General features: G+C 52.7%; 19 protein-coding genes and 1 pseudogene. 9 read left to right on the top strand and 11 right to left on the bottom strand.

Annotation, left to right across the window (positions count from 1 at the left end):
* Nucleotides 1-18 precede the first annotated feature (18 nt).
* The 4 genes from HOJ95_02470 to HOJ95_02455 form a co-directional block, all read right to left on the bottom strand.
* The gene (locus HOJ95_02470; GenBank protein ID MBT6393547.1) at nt 19-312 is read right to left on the bottom strand and encodes a hypothetical protein; all 294 of its coding nucleotides are present in this window, start codon (nt 310-312) and stop codon (nt 19-21) included.
* Nucleotides 313-340: 28 nt separating this feature from the next.
* Complete coding sequence (locus HOJ95_02465; protein ID MBT6393546.1) at nt 341-553, bottom strand: hypothetical protein; 213 nt, start codon at nt 551-553, stop codon at nt 341-343.
* 63 nt (nt 554-616) lie between these two features.
* Nucleotides 617-1144, bottom strand: a complete 528-nt coding sequence (locus tag HOJ95_02460; GenBank protein MBT6393545.1) for a hypothetical protein — start codon at nt 1142-1144, stop codon at nt 617-619.
* Between the two features lie 206 nt (nt 1145-1350).
* On the bottom strand, nt 1351-1779 hold the full coding sequence (locus HOJ95_02455) for a carboxymuconolactone decarboxylase family protein (protein MBT6393544.1): 429 nt from the start codon (nt 1777-1779) through the stop codon (nt 1351-1353).
* Between the two features lie 345 nt (nt 1780-2124).
* Between HOJ95_02455 and HOJ95_02450 the strand changes: the two genes are divergently transcribed.
* Together HOJ95_02450 and HOJ95_02445 are read left to right on the top strand one after the other, a co-directional pair.
* A complete protein-coding gene (locus HOJ95_02450) occupies nt 2125-3651 on the top strand; it encodes a hypothetical protein (GenBank protein ID MBT6393543.1) in 1527 nt (508 codons plus the stop codon).
* 138 nt (nt 3652-3789) lie between these two features.
* Nucleotides 3790-4821: a hypothetical protein gene (locus tag HOJ95_02445; protein ID MBT6393542.1), complete on the top strand. Its 1032-nt coding sequence runs from the start codon at nt 3790-3792 to the stop codon at nt 4819-4821.
* 156 nt (nt 4822-4977) lie between these two features.
* Here the strand turns inward: HOJ95_02445 and HOJ95_02440 are convergent, their stop codons facing one another.
* Nucleotides 4978-5748 (bottom strand): SDR family oxidoreductase, encoded by a 771-nt coding sequence (locus tag HOJ95_02440; protein MBT6393541.1) that lies wholly within the window; start codon nt 5746-5748, stop codon nt 4978-4980.
* Between the two features lie 229 nt (nt 5749-5977).
* Nucleotides 5978-6364 carry a VOC family protein gene (locus tag HOJ95_02435; protein ID MBT6393540.1) on the bottom strand — a complete coding sequence of 129 codons (387 nt, stop codon included), beginning with the start codon at nt 6362-6364 and terminating at the stop codon, nt 5978-5980.
* A gap of 377 nt (nt 6365-6741) precedes the next feature.
* On the opposite strand from HOJ95_02435, the gene HOJ95_02430 reads away from it, so the two are divergent.
* From HOJ95_02430 to HOJ95_02405, 6 genes are all read left to right on the top strand, one after another.
* Nucleotides 6742-8262 (top strand): hypothetical protein, encoded by a 1521-nt coding sequence (locus HOJ95_02430; GenBank protein MBT6393539.1) that lies wholly within the window; start codon nt 6742-6744, stop codon nt 8260-8262.
* A 163-nt stretch (nt 8263-8425) separates the two neighbouring features.
* Nucleotides 8426-9346, top strand: coding sequence for an ABC transporter permease (locus tag HOJ95_02425; GenBank protein MBT6393538.1), 921 nt, complete (start codon nt 8426-8428; stop codon nt 9344-9346).
* On the top strand, nt 9343-10260 hold the full coding sequence (locus HOJ95_02420) for an ABC transporter permease (protein ID MBT6393537.1): 918 nt from the start codon (nt 9343-9345) through the stop codon (nt 10258-10260). The genes HOJ95_02425 and HOJ95_02420 overlap by 4 nt, the downstream gene beginning before the upstream one ends.
* Nucleotides 10261-10349: 89 nt before the next feature.
* Complete coding sequence (locus tag HOJ95_02415; protein ID MBT6393536.1) at nt 10350-10736, top strand: carboxymuconolactone decarboxylase family protein; 387 nt, start codon at nt 10350-10352, stop codon at nt 10734-10736.
* Nucleotides 10737-10833: 97 nt separating this feature from the next.
* Nucleotides 10834-11628, top strand: coding sequence for an alpha/beta hydrolase (locus HOJ95_02410; protein MBT6393535.1), 795 nt, complete (start codon nt 10834-10836; stop codon nt 11626-11628).
* Between the two features lie 187 nt (nt 11629-11815).
* Nucleotides 11816-12499 (top strand): arylsulfatase, encoded by a 684-nt coding sequence (locus HOJ95_02405; protein ID MBT6393534.1) that lies wholly within the window; start codon nt 11816-11818, stop codon nt 12497-12499.
* Nucleotides 12500-12683: 184 nt separating this feature from the next.
* On the opposite strand, the gene HOJ95_02400 is transcribed toward HOJ95_02405, so the two are convergent.
* The 5 genes and pseudogenes from HOJ95_02400 to HOJ95_02380 form a co-directional block, all read right to left on the bottom strand.
* Nucleotides 12684-13340 (bottom strand): peroxiredoxin, encoded by a 657-nt coding sequence (locus HOJ95_02400; protein ID MBT6393533.1) that lies wholly within the window; start codon nt 13338-13340, stop codon nt 12684-12686.
* 234 nt (nt 13341-13574) lie between these two features.
* Nucleotides 13575-13769 carry a hypothetical protein gene (locus HOJ95_02395; protein ID MBT6393532.1) on the bottom strand — a complete coding sequence of 65 codons (195 nt, stop codon included), beginning with the start codon at nt 13767-13769 and terminating at the stop codon, nt 13575-13577.
* Between the two features lie 89 nt (nt 13770-13858).
* Entirely contained in the window at nt 13859-14092 is a 234-nt protein-coding gene (locus HOJ95_02390) for a hypothetical protein (protein MBT6393531.1), read from the bottom strand.
* 710 nt (nt 14093-14802) lie between these two features.
* Nucleotides 14803-14880 (bottom strand): annotated as a pseudogene (locus HOJ95_02385) (collagen-like protein).
* A 515-nt stretch (nt 14881-15395) separates the two neighbouring features.
* Nucleotides 15396-16994 carry an NAD(P)/FAD-dependent oxidoreductase gene (locus tag HOJ95_02380; protein ID MBT6393530.1) on the bottom strand — a complete coding sequence of 533 codons (1599 nt, stop codon included), beginning with the start codon at nt 16992-16994 and terminating at the stop codon, nt 15396-15398.
* Between the two features lie 481 nt (nt 16995-17475).
* Here HOJ95_02380 and HOJ95_02375 point away from each other — a divergent pair, with 481 nt between their 5' ends.
* Entirely contained in the window at nt 17476-18339 is an 864-nt protein-coding gene (locus HOJ95_02375) for an MBL fold metallo-hydrolase (protein ID MBT6393529.1), read from the top strand.
* Nucleotides 18340-18420 lie beyond the last annotated feature (81 nt).

Raw genomic sequence — 18420 nt, 5'->3', positions numbered from 1 at the left:
TTCACCAGTTACCAGCGCTTAGACGAACTCACCTTTTTCGGAGAGATCGATAATGTTCAGTCGGTCATAGATCCGCAAAAGCGCGTCGGCCGCCGGCCCGTCGATGGCCTCGATGAAATTCGTGACCTCCCGGCGCTGGGGCCCGCCTCGAAACCGCGAGGCCAGTTGTTGCTTTGAGCGATCAGGTGAGCCCTCAAATTCATCCGCCATTTTGTCCATCCATTCCATGAATCCTTCGGCCTCATCTAAGAGCGCATCGAGGCCATTTTGAAGCGATTCATATTTTCCTTTGTATTGCTCAAAAATAGTCATCAATTGTTTCCTTTTAAAAAAAAATCGTTCATCCTCGAATGCGCCGCCAGCGGAATGGCGCCTCAAGGTGGGTCTCGGGCTCTGTCGCACTCTCAAGAACGGAAAGAATCGCTCTCATCACTATAAGCTGGGCATCTGTGGCACCGGCCTCGCCGATGGGCCGCCCCATCGGAAACCGAAGGTAGACCGAACGTGATGAGCCGGTGTGGTAGGTAATCTCGGGTCGAAGTGTGACCGACACGCAGGGGATTCCCGCCTTCTCAATTCTTCCTTGCATCAGACCGACGGTCTGATGGCACATCGTTCAGCCGGGGGTGAGGAGAACGGCATCGACTTCCGCATCAATGAGTTTTTGCGCCACCTCGGGGCCGGTTTTCTCCAGTACATTTTCAATGGCTGGAACGAAACCCATCATGCCGATGTGGAGGGAGGAGGCGCCGCCGATGTAGCCCTCGTTTGCGAGATCCCGAAGACGCGCTAGCGGGAACATGCAGTTGGGATCTTTTTCGGCCTCCGAGGTGTCGTAGTGGCTATGACTGAAGCGAAAATCCGCATCGGGGGTGTCGCCCGGAATTTCTCTGTAGCTCCAATCGCCATCGTGTGAAAGTAGATCGTAGGGCGGCTGGTTAGCCAGATGGACCCCGCCGGTTGAGACCAGGGCGACTCGGCATTCAGAGAGCGGCTTGCCGAGCGGCGTAAAAGATTTTTCAGGGTTCGTAACAAAATGCCCGTTTTTGTGATTTTTCGCTATCCCATCGGGGCCGGTCCATTTCTCGAACCGCTCGCGGTTTTTCTCATCGATTACAAAAGGCTTGAATTTCAAGTCAGTCATATGTCATGTCCACTAGTTTGAAAACGAGGAGGCATCGATTCGGCAGCGCACCGATTGATTCTCCACCGGGGAGGAGCGTTCATTCTTGTAGTCTGCTACCCAAAAAGCAAGGCCATTGAGTGATTGTTAATTGTTGCTTCAAATTAAAGGGGCAATAATTAAAGGAACATTTGAAATATAGAGTCGATGACAATATTAAAGAGCGTTTACTCAGATTTTTCCTCCGCTGCTTTTTCGAATGCTCTTTGGGCGGCATGCAGGGCGTGATTCGTCTTGGGAAGGCCGATATACGGGGTGCACTGTACGATGACCTCGATAATCTCCCCTTCGGTGAGGCCCAGGTTGAGGGCCGAGCGCACATGCCACTCGAGTTCATCGGGCAGATCTTGGGCCGCCATTGTAGAGATGACGACGATCTCTTTTGTTTTTAAATCGAGTAGCGGCTGGCTCCAGATCATACCAAAACACCACTCGAAAATACCTTGGGTGTGGACATCTGAAATTTTATAAAACGCCTCGGTGGCTTGCCCTCCCTTGCCGTATATTCCCATTTTCTCGCGAACTGCTTTCGCTTTTTCGAGGCGGTCTTCCACTTTCGGTTTTTCCAGCATGGCCCAAATCATTTCATCGCTCATTGGTAGAACTCCTATGTGAAGTGTGTGTGAGGTGACTACGATTTTTTCTTGAAGGGGGTAATCGTAGCACTATTGCTCGCGGGTGAGGAGGTATTTGACGGACGGCTTGCAATGGGGTGGACATAGGATTTTCAGGGCCCGAGTTCAATGGATATTTGCCGGGGACATTGACACTGTTACACGATGCCCCTAGGTTTGATGTGTCCAAATATAAACGATGTATTGTTTCGCGAAATTTATCGTCCCGGTACGAGGGTGGCTCAAAATAGTCACCCAATAGCGGGTTATTGTAATGAATGAAAAATTGGACCGCGCGATTCAACACATCGAAAGGGAGTAGAAGAGATGAAAAGATTTTTGATGTTTGCTCTGGTAGCACTGATTTCAGTTTCCGTCGCGACAGGTGGTGCGGCCGAGGCAGCGAAGAAAGAACTTGTTATCGGAATGCCTGGAGATCCGACCACGTTCGATCCCCATATCCGGCTCGGCCTCCCGATGCTCCAGTCGTGGCCGCTGGTTTTCGATAATGTTCTCTCGCGCGATTCGAACGGGAAAATAGGACCTGGTCTTGCGGAGTCGTGGAAGTTCCTGAGCCCCAAGGTTCTCGAACTTAAAATCCGAAAGAATGCCAAGTTCCACAACGGTGAGGCTCTGGATGCGAATGCCGTGAAGTACAGCCTGGACCGCATCTTCGATCCTAAGATTAAAAGCCGGATCAAGAATTTTTACCGGAGTTTGAAAAAAGTGGAGGTAGTGGATTCATATACGTTGCGCATTCACACCAAAACGCCGGACCGTTTTCTGCTCTCGCCGCTTGCCGATTTCAGTGCGGTGGTTCCGCCAAAATACTACGGCAGCAAGAAGCTCAAGTATCTCGCCCGCAACCCTGTAGGCAGTGGTCCCTACCGCCTCACGAAATGGCGCAAGGGCTCCGAGATGGTTTTTGAGGCCGCTCCGGGATACTGGGATCCCGCTCGCCAGCGGGTGAAGAAAGTTGTGATAAAGGTGATTCCCGAGTCGACGACCCGTGTTTCCGCGCTTCTCGCCGACTCGGTCGATATGATCAAGGACATCCCGCCGCAGATGGTGCCCATGGCGAAGTCGAAGTCCGATGTCGATGTGGTTGCAGGCCCGGGCCCCAAGGCATGCTCGATTATCATGGTTCTCAAGGAGGGCTCGCCCTGGACGGATGTTCGGGTCAGACAGGCGGTGAACTACGGCATCAACAAAAGAAGCATCGTCAAGAACGTTCTTCAAGGGAACGCCACTGTTGCACTGGGAACTGTCGTCGGCCCGAAAAGTGTCGGCCACAATTCCGCAGTCGGCCCCTATACATATAATCCGGCTAAGGCACGCAAACTTCTTAAAGAGGCAGGCTATGAGAAGGGCTTCACGGTTCCCCTGATGGTGCCCATTGGTCGGTATCTCAAGGGGGTGCAGGGCGCCGAGGCCATCGCCGGTCAGCTCAAAAAGCTCAACATCACCGTCCAGGTGAAGCCGCTTGAATATGGCGCCTGGCGGAGAAATAGCCGCTCGAAGTGGAAGAAGGGTTATCCCGCCTACTGGAACTATGCCTGCCGGAACGACATCGCGCTTCATGCGGCATGGATGTACTCGGGTCTTCTTTATAGTAAATCGACTCACGGCGGCGTCCGGAGCGAGAAACTTGATAAGATGATCGTGGGCGCGCGTGCCGAAGCGGACCCGGCCGTACAGGTTAAAAAATATCAGGACCTTGGCCGTTATGTTAAAGAGCAGGCTCTGCTGATCTTTCTCTACCATCTCGACGAGGTTGCAGGAAAGAAAAAATACGTCGACTGGAAGAGAAGGGCGGATGGTCTTGTAATCGCAACTGATGCAGGTTGGAAGTAATAATACGAATTATCTCTTGCTCCTGGTGGAGGTTTGCTCTGCCAGGAGCAGGAGAAGTTGTAGGATTTATTAATCACGGTCAGGTGTTCTTGAGTACGGATTTTAACAAATATTCCTTAAGACGGATGGGGTAAAGCCATGAGCAAGAAGATTGCTGTTATGGGTGCGGGCGCAATTGGAAGCAGCGTGAGTGCGGATTTGACCGATGCGGGTTTGGACGTCACCGTCTTCGACCAATGGCCGGCACAGGTTGAGGCGATGAAGGCGACGGGGTTGCACATCGTGATGCCTGACCTTGATCTGAAGACCCCGATGCGGGCTTATCATCTTTGCGAGCTGGCCTCGCTCAAACAAGAGTTCGATATTGTCTTCGTTGCCGTCAAATCATACGACAGTCGTTGGATGGGCGAGCTTATTGCGCCCTATCTCAAGAGCGATGGCGTGCTGGTCGGCCTGCAGAACAGTATGAATGATGATACGTACGTTTCTGTCGTTGGGCGTGAGCGCACGGTGGGTTGTGTGATAGAGCTCTCCGCGCAGATATTCACCCCTGGCGAGGTCCAGCGAAACACAACCAGAACAGGCACCTGGTTTGGCCTTGGCGAACTCGATGGCAAGGTCACGCCGCGCGTGAAGGAGCTTCAAGAGATTCTTAGCAACGTGGCGACAGTTGATCTGACTGAAAACATCTATGGCGCAAGGTGGACGAAACTTACGGTTAATTCGATGGCGATGGGGCCCTTCGGTGTTCTCGGCATCAAGAAAACGGATGTCGATGATTTTGAAGGAATGTTTGAATTGCAGGTGAAACTTGGCAAGGAGGCCTTTGCGGTGGCCTCGGCGGTCGGCTACCAGATCGAGCCCGTATTCGGCTTGCAGGAGGATGATTTTGCCGGCTCAGATGAGCAGGTTCTCGTGACGGCCTTAAGAACACTACAGCGTCACACTGGCACCAAGTCTCAGTCTGCCTCTTTGCAGGATAGTAAGAAGGGTCGCAAAAACGAGCTTGAGTTCATTAATGGCATGGTGTCTCTGAGGGGCAAGGAGGTTGGCGTGCCCACACCATGCAATGACGCTGTGACCGAGATTGCCCGGCGAATCAACAAGGGGGAGCTCAAGATGGAGCGCTCGAACTACGATCTGCTCTTAAAGCTGGCATCAGAAGGGTAGGAACCTACAACTCGCAGCGGTGTGGGTGCCTTTATGTTTGTGATGCGCGCTGGGTTGAATACTCAAAATCTTGTGGGCCCTTAAAGTCTCGGGTCGGATCTGTCCCTTTTCTAAACATAGCCTCGAATATCGAATAAGAATTTTTCAAGGGCCCCGCTACACCATCAGGCGACCACCATTCACCGTTATCGTTTGGCCCATGAGGTAGCCTGCCTCAGGCGAGGCGAGGAACAAAATCCAACCTACGATGTCATCTACCTCGGCTATCCGGCCAATGATGGTGCTCTTGCCGATTTGACCACGTTGCTCGTCGCTCCGGGCGGCAATGACGCGGGCTGTGGCTGTCGTGCCGGGCGCTAAAGCGTTTACGGCAACACCCGAGGGGCCCAGATCGGCTGCGAGCAGGCGGGTGAGCTGATGAACGCCCGCCTTGGCAACTCCATATGGAGGCGATGAGTTGGACTTCGAGGCTGTGAGGCCACCCATCGAGCCCATGTTGATAATGCGACCGCTCTTCTGGGTGAGGAAGGTGGGGGTGGCTGCCTTAGAGCAAAGAAAAACACTTTTGAGATTCAAGTTGATGATGTGGTCCCATTCTTCCTCCGGTGTTTCGGCCACCGATTGTTGTTTGGTCCATCCGCCAGCACTGTTTACTAAAATATCGATGCGGCCAGTGGCGGTCAGGACATGTGAAAAAGTTTTCTCCACCGAGGATGAGTTAGTTACATTGCAGGCAACGAATTCGGCCTTGCCGCCATTTGTGCGTATTTTTTCCGCAGCGGCAGCGCCCCCTTCTTCATTAATGTCAACAAGAAAGACATGAGCCCCGGCCTCTGCAAATCGCTCTGCGGCGGTCTGGGCGATTCCCGTTGCGCTTCCTGTGACGATTGCCGTCTGACCTGAAAAATCAAATTGGGTCTTTCCCATTGTGCACTCTCCTTTGGGTGAAACGTCCCGCCAACTTTATTCAGCAGATCTTGATGCCCCGTTTGCAATCAGAGCAACCAGTTATTGCTGAAATATATTTTGCCTATCAGGGCAAGCGGAGGCTGTAAGAAATATAAAAAAATTAATCCCCAGTTTGAAATATTTTATGCATGGCTCGTATTTTCATTCAATATTTTATTTTTTTGGCGTAATATTTTTTTGGTTCATGTTACTTCGGCTGAAGAAATTCAATCATGACATTTTCGGGGCCTCGAACGAAGGCAACAATATTCCCGGAGGTCCCGAGGTGAGCCGGCTCAAGCATTTCGCCACCAGCATCGACCCAAAGTTGGAGTGCCCCCTCAATGTCGTCCACTATCAAACCGAAGTGATGAATGCCTAATGCTGGAAAGTCGTTGTCTTCTGGAGTAGTTTCATTAGGTCTCAATCCGCGCACGGCAAGGCTTACTTCCCCCACTTTCATCGTTATGCTGATGGAGCCTTTGCCTTCTGTTTGGCCCGTTATCTCTCCGCCAAGCGCTTTGACGTACCATTGCGCGGTTGTCTCTGGATTTTCACTGACAAGATGTGCGTGATGATAGCCCTTAACAACCATGTTAGTCCCCTTTAATCACTTATTTGTCTTTGTATAATTTGGGATATCTAATGAGTAATTCTAGCCCAGATCGAAAACTTTCCATACCTTGATGGCGCAATCGAGCCGATAACCAACAATTTCATATTGAACCACTGTCGTCTGATTTCTAAGAGTTTGACAGATATACGAAAAACTCCTAATTTTAATTAACTTTAAAATTGTTGAAATATAATTGCTTGCTAGGTTCTGGGCTCGTTCTGTTTTGAGGGCAGGTCCTGAGCAATTTGCTGACTTTTGATGTGCGATGTGTATGGATGTCATTGAAAGAAGGATGGGCACGACGATTAGAAGCTGAGGCAGTGATTGATGTTTTCGTCATAAAGGAGGTAAAAAAGATGAAAAAGTACAGCATCTTCGCGCTACTTTTTACCCTTATGCTTATGCCTGTTGTTGCGTTGGCTGCGCCAAAGGGGGATCTTAAAATCGCCCTGCCTGCGGACCCGACGACAATGGACCCGCACACCCGTACCGGAGCTCCCATGTCGAACACATGGCCGCTGGTGTTCGACACACTGCTCTACCGCAATGCCGCCGGCGAGTTCGAGCCCAACCTGGCGACCTCTTATAAATGGGTGAAGCCGACGGTACTGGAACTCAAGATTCGCAAAGGGGTTAAATTTCATAACGGCGAGGTATTAGATGCACATGCCGTGAAGTACAGCTTGGAGCGCATGTTCAAGCCCGAGTTGAAGAGCCGGGTCAAAAACTTTTGGAAAAGCGTTAAAACAATTGAAGCGGTGGACGACTATACGGTGCGGATCAACACAAAGCATCCGGACTCATTTTTGTTCTCGCCGATGAGTGGTTATGGGCACATCGTTCCACCCAAGTACTATGAAAGTCACGATTTGAAATTTCTGGCCCGCAACCCCGTCGGCAGCGGACCTTATAGACTCACCAAGTGGCGTAAGGGCTCGGAGATGATTTTCGAGGCTTTTCCGGGCTACTGGAATCCCTCCAAGCAGAAATTCAAGAGAGGCCTCGTCAGCATCGTTCCAGAGCCGACCACCCGCGTTTCGGCGCTTCTGGCAGGGACGGTAGATATCGTCAAGGATGTTCCGCCGCAAATGGCTGCGATGGTGAACGCGAATCCTAAGCTTGAGACCGCCGTGGGACACGGCCCGAAAGCTTGCTTTATTATCATGGTTCTCAAGGGTGATGTTCCCTGGACTAATGTGAAGGTTCGCCAGGCAGTCAATTATGCTATTGACAAAAAAAGCATCGTCAAAAATGTTCTTCAAGGTTATGGCAGTGTTGCGGCGGGCACCATCGTTGGGCCGTCAAGCTTTGGCCACAACCCCAAGGTTAAGGCTTACTCCTACAATCTGGCGAAGGCCAAGAAGCTAATGGCCGAGGCAGGCTACGCCAAAGGATTCAGTGTACCCCTGATGGTTCCCATTGGGCGCTATCTGAAGGGCGTGCAGGGTGCCGAGGCCGTAGCCGGTTATCTCAAGAAGATTGGTGTCAAGGTGAAAGTGACGCCACTTGAGTACGGCGCCTGGAGGCGTAACAGCCGCTCGAAGTGGAAGAAGGGCTACCCCCCGTACTGGAACTATGCTTGCCGGAATGACAGCGCTCTTCACTCGGCGTGGATGTTCGGCGGCGCGCTGTACGGTAAATCCACCCATGGTGGTATTCGCGACAAGAAGCTGGACGCGGCAATCGACGGCGCCCGCGCCACGGAGAACTTACAAGAGCAAATCAAGAAGTATCAGGATATTAACCGCCAGGTCCACAGTCGGGCGATTTTAGGTTTCCTGTACCATCTGGATGAGGTCATCGCCAAAAAGAAGACGCTCAATTACAAAGTGCGGACAGATGGCTATCTCATTTTCTCGGAAGCCAGTTGGAAGTAGCTTAATTCTATGAGTTCACCCTTCCTCTCCCACCGGCTATCAAAATGCCAGTGGGAGGGGAAGGTTGTTTTTTGACTCGATATCTAGCCGTTGAAATTCGGGCAGAGATTGAGAAATGCGGAGAAGAGTTTCTGAAAAGACTCTTTTTCCGACGAGGCGTTGAATGGCAGGTCTTATCTTCCGGCGGTTTATCCAGTCCATCGTTCTGATTAAGTGTGTTTTGATTTTCGTATTCCTGCTTGTGCATCTCTCTGGCGACCCAGTCCGCATTATGATGCCCGATGATTCCACCGAGGAGGACATCGCACGGGTTCGCCATGAGATGGGCCTGGATAAGCCGCTATATACCCAATACGTTATATTTTTCAAGGGTGTTGTGCTGCGGGGTGACTTTGGCGAGTCGTTCGAGCACGGTGAATCGGCTTTGAAGGTCGTACTTGAGCATTTGCCTGCAACGGTGGAGCTTGCCACAACAGCGTTTTTGATATCAATTTTTATTGGCCTGCCATTGGGTTGTCTGGCCGCATTGAGAGAGGGAACCGTCTACGACAAGAGCCTCATGATCGCGGCGGTTCTGGGGCAAGCTGTGCCCGATTTTTGGTTCGGCTTGATGATGATCCTTTTCTTTTCCGTGAAACTGAACTGGTTCCCTCCGTTTGGGTACGGGAATTTAGATCATCTCGTCATGCCGGCCATAACGGCCTCGTTATTTCACTTGGCCCGTCTGGCACGCCTGATGCGCTCTGAGATGATCGAAGTGCTGCGTCAGGATTACGTCCTGACCGCCCGCTCGAAGGGGCTCACTGAAAATGTCGTTTTATTCAAGCATGCGCTGAAGAATTCAGCCATTCCCATTGTCACTGTGTTGGGTATCGATTTGGCGCTTACGCTGGGCGGCACCGTTATTACCGAGACGGTATTCGCGTGGCCGGGTGTGGGTCGTCTAACCGTGGCCGCAATTCACCATCGCGATTACCCAATTGTCCAGGCGACAGTGTTCCTTCTGGCATCCATATTTGTCATTATCAATATGTTGGTGGATATCCTCTACACCTACCTCGATCCCCGGATACAGCACCGATGAAAGATGACCAGGCCCAAGCGGCCCCCTTTAATGATTCTCTAGATGATATTCCCGAGCCCCATTGGAGTGTGAGGATGCTGCGGTCCCTTGGGCAGAATAAATCAGCCCAGTTGGGGGTGCTTATTCTGTCTTTGGTTGTTTTTGCGTCCCTGTTTGCACCGTATATCTCTCCTATGGATCCTGACGATCAATCTCTGACCCGGGTGATGAGGCCGCCTTTCTGGCAGGGAGAAGGACATATTTTTATTCTGGGCACCGACCACCTGGGACGAGACCTTTTGAGCCGGCTCATTTACGGCGCAAGGATTTCGCTCATCGTGGGACTAACCGCGACTGTAATGGCGGGGAGTATCGGTTTAATGCTCGGGCTCCTCGCGGGTTATTACGGTGGAAAAATTGATTACTTGATCATGCGGCTGGTGGATTTTGTCTTGTCGTTTCCGTTCATCCTGCTAGCTCTTGCGGCCATCGGCATCCTTGGCCCTAGTCTTATGCTTATCGTCATCCTCATTTCTTTGCGCCAGTGGACCATCTATGCGCGAATTGTGCGCGGAAACGTTCTTTCCCTGAGGGAGCAGGAGTACATAATTGCATCGCGCTCCATAGGGGGGAGTAATCTGCGCATTATCACACGACACATTCTTCCCAACGTCGTTGCACCCGTTATCATTATCGGCTCCCTCTACCTTGGAAGATTAATTGTTATTGAAGCTGGCTTGAGTTTCCTTGGGCTGGGGGTGCCGCCTCCAACCCCGACCTGGGGCGGTCTTTTGGCCGAGGGGCGCTCCTACCTCTACGTTTCGTGGTGGATTGTCACCTTCCCTGGGCTCGCCATCTCGTTCACGGTCTTGGGGTCTAATCTGGTTGGCGATTGGTTGCGCGATGTTCTGGATCCACGTCTAAGAACCAGATGACATCTCATTGCTGTAAGAGCTAGCTACTGCCCTATGGGATGGGCCGGAAATTACCCATAGACCATTTTCTCAATTAAAGGGGCGCTATTATGAGCGATGAACTTGAAGATCGTATAGACAAAGCGTTGGAAATTCGGAAAAAACTTGGAATCTACGGAGACGATGGCCATGGCGGGCTGGGTGAGCTAGCCAAACTCTCTCCCGTTCACGCACAGTCCATTCTTGAGTATTGCTATGGCACCGGTTGGAACCAGCCTCTAATCGACTCCAAGACACGCGAGTTGCTCGTCATCGCCTGCGCCGCGGCGCAGGATCTTTCTGGTGAGGTTGGCATGCACACCCAGGGCGCTTTGAATCAGGGCTGGACGCGCGAGGAAATTATTGAGGCGATCGTCGGGCTCTGTCCCTACATGGGATTTCCCAAGACGAATCACGCACTCAGGGCGGCCCAGAAGGTATTCGAGAAGGCAGACTAAGATAGGCGGCACTCAAGCATCGATGATGAAAAGATGATGCACCTGTTGGCAAGGGCGGCTTTCTTTCTGAGCGGGATTTATCCGAAAAGGTTTGCATATGCCAAATATAACGGTGAATGGGGTAAAGCTTCACTATCTAGATAAGGGCGAGGGGCCCGCTATGGTCCTCGTGCATGGTTTTCAAAGCTCAGGGTTTGCGTTTGCGCCCGTCGTTGATCGACTCTCAGAGCGCTTCCGGGTACTTGTCCTTGATTTAAGAGGGCACGGGGATTCGGAAAAACCGCTCGGCCTCTACACCATTCAAACGTTCAAGGAAGATGTGCTTGCCTTTATCGATGCCCTCGGGCTCGACCAGGTGGATTACATGGGGCAGAGCATGGGCGGGCGAACGGGCACGATGTTCGCAATCGACCATGGTGATCGCCTAAGGCGGCTGCTCTTGGTCTCCTCCTCGGCGTCCGCGCCCTCGGGCGCTTATCGGGCGCATTTCGAGGGTCTGCTCAAGATTGCCAAGAGCGATGGGCTGGCCTCTATTTTTGATAGCGATAACTATCAAAGCCGGGTTCCAAAGCAGTTGCGCGAGGGTGCGCTGGCAATTGAGTTCCGCGAGAGGTTTTTGAAAAATACGCCCGAGACGTATGCCTCAACAGGGAATGCTCTGTTCACCATGCCCGATCTCATCCCCCGTTTGAATGAGATCAAAGTGCCTACCTGGGTATGTCATGGCGGCGATGATGAAGGGCCGCTCGCCTTTAGCGATGTTTATAATGAAGGGCTCCCGAACGCTAGAAGGGTCATTATTCCTGGCTCGGGCCATCACCCGGTATGGGACAATACCGATCTATTCATGTCGGAACTCGATAAATTTCTAGCTGAATTCCCAATTTCCTAGCGCCCTTTTTTCGGTGTTAAGAGGCCAAAGGACCAGCCGATAAGGAATAAAGGCCCCCTTTTACTCGGCATTTAGCGGGGGAGGGGGCGTGGCTTGTAGAAATAGTTGCAATTTCGAGATGAATTTGTCTAGAATTCGGATTCGTAGAGTTTTGAGAAGCTTTTTTGATTAGATTTTGAAAAGGATAATGCCCGGTCCCATGATGCCCTGTATCGCAATCATCCACGCCACACGCAACGCGGTCACCGCCATCGAGGATACCTTCGAGAAGCTGTGGCCCGAGGCCGAAATTATCAGCCTGCTCGATGAATACCTGAGCAAGGAGCTGGCCAAAGTAGGCAGCCTCAACGATGCCATCTCGAATCGCATCGCCCGCCTTGCGCAGTTCGGGCTGGCCGGTGGGGCGGACGCGATTCTTTATTCCTGCTCGGCGTTCGGCAAGGCGATTGAGGAGGCTCGTGCCTCCCTGGACGTTCCCGTCCTCAAGCCGAACGAGGCAATGCTCACAGAGGCGCTGGCGGCGGGCTCGCACATTCGGGTCGTGGCGACCTATATGCCCACGATTGCTTCCATCACAGGCGAGCTCAAGGAAATGAGCCAGGAGAGCGGGCAGAAAATTGAGATCGACCCGTGTTTTGTACCGGGGGCCTTTGGGGCCCTTGAATCGGGTGATGGTGAGCGGCACGATGAACTGATTGCCGAGGCGATGGGCAACCGCTTGCCGTGCGATGTCGTGCTTTTGTCCCAGTTCTCGATGGCGCGCGCGCTTCCCCTTGTCAAAAAAAATACCAACACGATTGTTCTGTCCAGCCCGGACAGCGCCGTGTTAAATCTCCAGGACCAACTGCAATTCGTAAGAGAATCCATCTAACAAAGGCTCTTTAGATTGGTTCATAATTTCTTGTCAGCCATTCCCGCCCACGATTAAACTTTATTCAGTTATTTGGGCGCTCCGATTGTTTCGGGATTAGTTCGGAGAAAACCACTAACAAAATTACCAAAAAAAAACGGCGACCCCTCAAAGGGCCGCCATTTTTCGTTCATTTTTCTCTTGATTACGGCTGTGGCACGACCCGAATGTAGGGAAGTGGTGTTTTCCAGCCATTAGGGTATTTCGCTTTGGCATCCTCATCCGACACTGCCGGCAGGATGATCACGTCATCGCCCTGATTCCAGTTCACCGGGGTTGCTACTTGCTCTTTTGCCGTTAGCTGGCAGGAATCGAGCAGCCGTAGAACTTCATCGAAATTCCGGCCAGTGCTCATCGGATAGGTGAGCGTTGCCTTGATTTTCTTGTCCGGGCCAATGAGGAACACCGAGCGGGCCGTCGCGTTGGTGCCGGCCGTTCGCCCCTCGGAAGTGTCGCCCGCATCGGCAGGCAGCATGTCGAAAGCCTTGACCACCTTGAGCCCCGGATCGCCGATGAGGGGATAATTCACGGCATGGCCCTGCGAGCTTTCGATGTCCTTGGACCATTTTTCATGGTCGGCCACGCCATCGACGCTGATGCCGATTGCCTTGCAGTTTCGCTTGTCAAATTCTGGTTTGAGCCCGGCCATGTACCCAAGCTCGGTGGTGCAAACAGGTGTGAAATCCTTGGGATGCGAAAACAGAATTGCCCAACCGTCTCCGATCCACTCGTGGAAATTGATCGCCCCCTGGGTCGTGTCCGCAGAAAAATTCGGCGCCTCATCGTTGATTCTTAAAGTCATGTCTGCTCCTCCATCAAAAGGTCTCCTGGCCAAATACGACATGTATATGGCCCTTCAAGTACTTGCGAGAATTGGAGATTCTACGGTAGGGAGCGATTTTAAACAACAAAATTCTGCGTGGCCGCGTCCTGCGTGGACTCCCCGGCCTGCTTCATATAGCGAGTTCCGGAGAGCTAAGTAAGGGTGGCCCCGGTGGGATATGGGCCATGAGCTTGCGCTCCATGCATAGGAGACCTATGCATGACAAATTCCTGTTTTAATTACCCCGCCGCCCCGGCAAGCGTCTAACCCCGCCCGGGCGCGGATGAAGGTTTCTTGGGTGAGATCTTCCGCTTCCCCAGCGTCCCCTATCATTCGTGTGATATAGGCCCGAATGCGCCCCTCGTTTTTCTCGAATATTTTGTCAAAAGTACTGGAGCCATGATGCATAACACTGTCCTATACAATTATTCGAGTAAATCCCAAATCCCGTGTGGGTGGCGAATCGTTCAACAACGCCGAATTCTGCAACAATGCCCTTATCGAGTCCAAAGCATACCCATACCCATTCCCATCGATGGCGACATCATCGGTGAGGGGTCTTTCTTGTCTTTGACCATAAAGTTGAATTTACTGGTGGCAACAGCGCTTGCCACAGAATATGAAGTGATAGCTGGCACGACATAGGCAGACTTTGCCAGAATCTTCCAAATAAATTCGCGACGCGTTTGTTGGGGTTCGATAAATTCAGGCCGTTCGGGTTGCTCTTTCAATGTCGATACTTTCTTGTTCTAGTTTTTTAGCACATGGTAGCAGCGCATAACTAATATTCAGTTAAATATATAGTTCTGGGCGGCAAGAGATGCAATGCATTTATCTTTGTAATTTAAAAGCTACATTAGTTTTCTGGTGATTTATTCACCGACCGATATCTACTCACGGACACAACTAAAATACGGGCGACGGCCTAAACTGTAACCTCTTGCCCTTTTTGGTAGCGGGTGCCCGATTCAAGACTTATTTAATGCCAGTTTACCCCGCCGCCCCGGCAAGCTCGGGGGCCGGAGGCGGATTCCACCATTTATTGAGATTCTAATCCCCGGCGATGACGCCTGCCGCCTTGTAGCCGGGCGCGCCGTTAAGGCCGCAGATTTCTTTCGCCGGGAAACGATTAAAACCCACCGCCGCTCGGCGGGGGTCCGACGATTATATTCTCGCCCTCGGCGCAGATGGCGATCACCGTCACGGGCACTGCCCTGCATCCGGGGGCGCCGCACGTAAACCCTCGTGTATCGAACTGAACCATCCATCCTTCGGTATTTAATGGGGAAGAGGAAATCACGCCACCAATAGCGTTTCGGTATCCGCCTCCGGTCACGACCTTGCCCGCCGGGCAATAGGCCGTGACGAAGGACGCGGTAGACGGATCAAGCAACACCGTCTCGAATACGTACACCTCTTCCACACCGCCCACCCCGTCGCCCCCGGCGGAACCCGGAGGGCCGGCTGGGCCATCAGCGCCATCCGCACCGCCTGGACCGGCAGGCCCCTGCGGTCCGGGGGTGAGTTCTATATTGGCAAGCTGCGTCTGGAGCGAGGCAACGAGCGCCTCAAGCGCGGCCATGCGGTGGGCGAGGCCCTTGCTCTTGTCTTTTCCCTTGTCCTTGTCGTGTTTTTCGTTATCGTCCTTGCCCTTTTTCTTTGCCGCATCGGCGGCACCCGGCGCGAGAAGCGCCAGGGCGAATAGCAGGATTGCCGAGAAGACGAAGATCCGTTTGTGCATTGCAATTTCTCCCCTCAAAGGAAAACAGAATGAAACGATAATATCGCGTTGGGATTTGTGAATTTGTTTGTGCGCCTCCCCGAGCCGAAGACGTGAGACAAATAGCAAATTTTATCTTTGACAATAAAATGTATAACTTAGCTAAATATAGGCCATGAAAAGATAAAAAGACAGATCAATCTTAAAATTATGGAAGTATGTAAATATAGTTGTATCTTATTGAATTTATTAAGATATATTCGGATTAGGGCGCCCCCGCCGCGTATCGGAGCCCCGGAGCCGGGACAGTTAAATTACCCCGCCGCCTCGGCAAGCTCGGGAGCTGGAAGCGGGTTCCACCATTTCTCGAGCGCCAGATCCTCGGCGATGACGCCTGCCGCGTTGTAGCCGGGTGCACCGTTCAAGCCGCCGCCCTGGCAGCTTGAGCCGCAGAGGTAAAAACCCTCAACAGGCGTGCGCATTCCCGAGAGAAGAGGGTGCGGGCGGTTCACGCCGAGTTGCTCTTTTTTGTAGGCTCCCATCCGCACGGCGCCATCGACCATGTTGGCGTTGCCTCGCGTGATGTCGAGCGGGGTGTAGAGCTTGGCGCCGCGCACGACGTCTTCGGTCATGTTGGGGGCGAACTCGCGCCAGACGCCGACAAGATCATCGGCGAGCGCGTCTTTGATGTCGTCCCACTTCTCGGGCCCCTGGCCCTCAATGTTGTAGGGGGCGCCAGGCCACCAGAAGGCGACGTGTCCGCCCTCGGGCGCATAGCTCGGATCAAACTGGCTGTTGCAAGAGCCGTTGCCCATGGGTTGGCTGGGAAGTTTTCCGGCGCGGCGCTCATTGGCATTGTTGATGACATCGGCATCCGAGTCGGCGCCAAAAATGATGTTGAAGCACTTGCCCACGTCGGGGTCGAATTTTTCGGCGGCGTATACAGGGCGCTCCGAGAGGGCGACGTGGAGCGTCATCAGGGAATGGAAGCCCCAGTCCCAGTTTTTCATTTTCTCGTTCACCTCGTCCGGGAAGGCGTCCTCGCCCGCGAGGCGAACCGAGGCGGGCGCGTTCAGGCCGCTGGCCACGAATTTCGATGCACCGAAGCGAGTGCCGTCATCGAGGACGACACCTGTGGCGCGGTTGCCGTCTCTGATGACTTCGCGGACCTGGCTGTTTCGGTGTACTTCACTGCCCAGCGATAGGATTAGTTTTTCAAGGGCGCGGGGTAGCTCTAAGGCCCCGCCGCAGGGGAGGCCCAATGTCGTTTGAGTTGAGAAGAGGCTCGGCAGGAACATGCCGGTGCCCGGCATATCCTCGACCGTGATGGCGTGGGCGAAGAGTTTGAACAGGGTGCGGAGCTTTTCGTGCTCAAAATGGGCGTCGATGGCGCTGGAGATGGTCATTGGCGCAAAGGCAAGGAGGTCGCGGCCTTTTTCGCCCTTAACGCGCTCGGCAATCTCCTCGGGCGGCAGCGGGGTATGGAATAAAAATCGACGCAAGAGGGGCGCGAGCTCGACGGCGTAGCGCTGGTGAAGTTCCCTGAATGTTTTGGCGTCTTTTTCCGAGAATTTGGCGATGGACTTTGCGCTTTTTTCGGCGTCGCGGTGGAGAACGATGGCCGTGCCGTCGCGGAACAGGTTGGCGTGCTGCACCTCGGGGGTGATCCAACTGAAGCCGTGGCTGGTGAGGTCGAGATCGTGGACGATGGGGAAATCGTCGAGCCCGATGAAAAAATTTGCGTGCATGTTCGAGCGGTAGCCCGGCAGCACAAAATCGCGGGTCGAGGCGCCTCCGCCGATCTCATTCTCGCTCTCGAAGACGGCGACCCTCTGCCCGCTTCGCGCCATATATGCGGCGCATACCAGGGCGTTGTGTCCACCTCCAATGAATATCCCGTCATAATTTTCCATAGCGGCTCCCCTTCGAGATGTGTTGGTTTTCTAATTTTTACGAGTGGTGCTCTAAATTATCTGGTCGCTGGAGTCTTGGTGTCGCTTGAAAAAAAACGGGCAGACTCCGCGCCAGCAGTACCGCATGTTGTCGTCTGGGCACCAGCAAAAGTGTTCTTTGAGATAGGGGCTGCGCCCTTGTTATCTGTTGCCTGAAATTTTCGTCGAGATGCTCTTGGATAGCAAGTATCTAAAATCTGAATTGGGCACTGAAAAGTGTCTTCATTTAAGAATGCCTCTTGGAGGTGATCGAGATATTCGCCTTTGGTGCGGACTTCAACCGTAATTATTTCGACACCCGTCATAATGGCGATAACTGGCTGGTAGGGTGAGAATTTTCATGAAATTTTCCAGCTTTGGGGCAATATTGCCGATTTTTTACCCGTTGCGCCTTGACGCCGGGCGGCGATGATCATTTCATATAATTCAAAGGGGAAAATTTATGAAACAGCTAAGTGCGCATCTTTATGCGGAAACAGGATACGACTGGGCCAATGTTGGAGCAGCCGTTACGGAAAAAGGCGTGGTGCTTCTCGATAGTCCTGTTAGGCCCACGGACTCGAAACATTGGCAGGGGGAAGTTGGAACTCTGAGCTCATTGGGGATTCAATATCTCATCGCAACGGATTATCATGGTGACCACACGACGGGCGCCGCGTTCGTCAAGGATGTCCACTTCATTGCCCCGGAATATGTTTATGGCGAAATTTCGAAGGGCGACAACGCCTTTTCCAAGGAAATTTTTACGGAAACGCTTCGGGATTTGGGGCATGTTGAGGAGGCAGACGAGATTGTAGATGCCCCTGTTCCTCTGCCCCAAATTTGCTTTGAGGACACTCTCAAGATACATCTCTCGCCGCTAACGTTTGAGATTTACCGCAAGGGTGGGCACTCGCCCGCGTGCACATCGGTTTTCGTGCCCGAGGAGGGTGTTCTATTTTCGGGCGATGTCGTGATTAATGGTCCCTCGGCGGGAATGCGCGATGCTAACCTGGGTGAGTGGATCGAGGCGTTGTCATGGGTTGAGGGTCTAAATCTTGAAACGATAGTTCCTGGACATGGAGAAATTTGCGGCAAGGAGGTGGCCCGAAGTCTGAGAGATCGCCTGGAGGATATTTTCGGGAATATGAAGCGCCTGGTGGGCGAGGGCAAGGATGAAGATGAGGCTGTGGCAGACCCATATTTTTTGAAATATTTTTTCGCAGACGAAACGCGAGGCGAGTATTGGGTACAGCAGAGAAAGGAAACATTTAGAGAGGGACTTGAGAGAGCGTACCGAGAGGCGAAAGCGACGCAGGGTGCTTGACTGGCGCATGAGAGATATCAGACTGAGGCAAATTTGATTTTTACGGCGGGCGTAGATTTGCTCGGCCAACTTTGGGAATTT

This window comes from Nitrospinaceae bacterium (assembly GCA_018669005.1).
GTDB lineage: Bacteria > UBA8248 > UBA8248 > UBA8248 > UBA8248 > UBA8248.
Note: the sequence above shows the minus strand (reverse complement) of the source record. Positions and strands in the feature narration are given on the sequence as shown.

Excerpts from the sequence above, each read along its gene's own strand:
- HOJ95_02470 (MBT6393547.1), bottom strand. The coding sequence starts at position 312 with ATGACTATTTTTGAGCAATACAAAGGAAAATATGAATCGCTTCAAAAT.
- HOJ95_02460 (MBT6393545.1), bottom strand. The coding sequence starts at position 1,144 with ATGACTGACTTGAAATTCAAGCCTTTTGTAATCGATGAGAAAAACCGC.
- HOJ95_02455 (MBT6393544.1), bottom strand. The coding sequence starts at position 1,779 with ATGAGCGATGAAATGATTTGGGCCATGCTGGAAAAACCGAAAGTGGAA.
- HOJ95_02450 (MBT6393543.1), top strand. The coding sequence starts at position 2,125 with ATGAAAAGATTTTTGATGTTTGCTCTGGTAGCACTGATTTCAGTTTCC.
- HOJ95_02445 (MBT6393542.1), top strand. The coding sequence starts at position 3,790 with ATGAGCAAGAAGATTGCTGTTATGGGTGCGGGCGCAATTGGAAGCAGC.
- HOJ95_02440 (MBT6393541.1), bottom strand. The coding sequence starts at position 5,748 with ATGGGAAAGACCCAATTTGATTTTTCAGGTCAGACGGCAATCGTCACA.
- HOJ95_02435 (MBT6393540.1), bottom strand. The coding sequence starts at position 6,364 with ATGGTTGTTAAGGGCTATCATCACGCACATCTTGTCAGTGAAAATCCA.
- HOJ95_02430 (MBT6393539.1), top strand. The coding sequence starts at position 6,742 with ATGAAAAAGTACAGCATCTTCGCGCTACTTTTTACCCTTATGCTTATG.
- HOJ95_02425 (MBT6393538.1), top strand. The coding sequence starts at position 8,426 with ATGGCAGGTCTTATCTTCCGGCGGTTTATCCAGTCCATCGTTCTGATT.
- HOJ95_02420 (MBT6393537.1), top strand. The coding sequence starts at position 9,343 with ATGAAAGATGACCAGGCCCAAGCGGCCCCCTTTAATGATTCTCTAGAT.
- HOJ95_02415 (MBT6393536.1), top strand. The coding sequence starts at position 10,350 with ATGAGCGATGAACTTGAAGATCGTATAGACAAAGCGTTGGAAATTCGG.
- HOJ95_02410 (MBT6393535.1), top strand. The coding sequence starts at position 10,834 with ATGCCAAATATAACGGTGAATGGGGTAAAGCTTCACTATCTAGATAAG.
- HOJ95_02405 (MBT6393534.1), top strand. The coding sequence starts at position 11,816 with ATGCCCGGTCCCATGATGCCCTGTATCGCAATCATCCACGCCACACGC.
- HOJ95_02400 (MBT6393533.1), bottom strand. The coding sequence starts at position 13,340 with ATGACTTTAAGAATCAACGATGAGGCGCCGAATTTTTCTGCGGACACG.
- HOJ95_02395 (MBT6393532.1), bottom strand. The coding sequence starts at position 13,769 with ATGCATCATGGCTCCAGTACTTTTGACAAAATATTCGAGAAAAACGAG.
- HOJ95_02380 (MBT6393530.1), bottom strand. The coding sequence starts at position 16,994 with ATGGAAAATTATGACGGGATATTCATTGGAGGTGGACACAACGCCCTG.
- HOJ95_02375 (MBT6393529.1), top strand. The coding sequence starts at position 17,476 with ATGAAACAGCTAAGTGCGCATCTTTATGCGGAAACAGGATACGACTGG.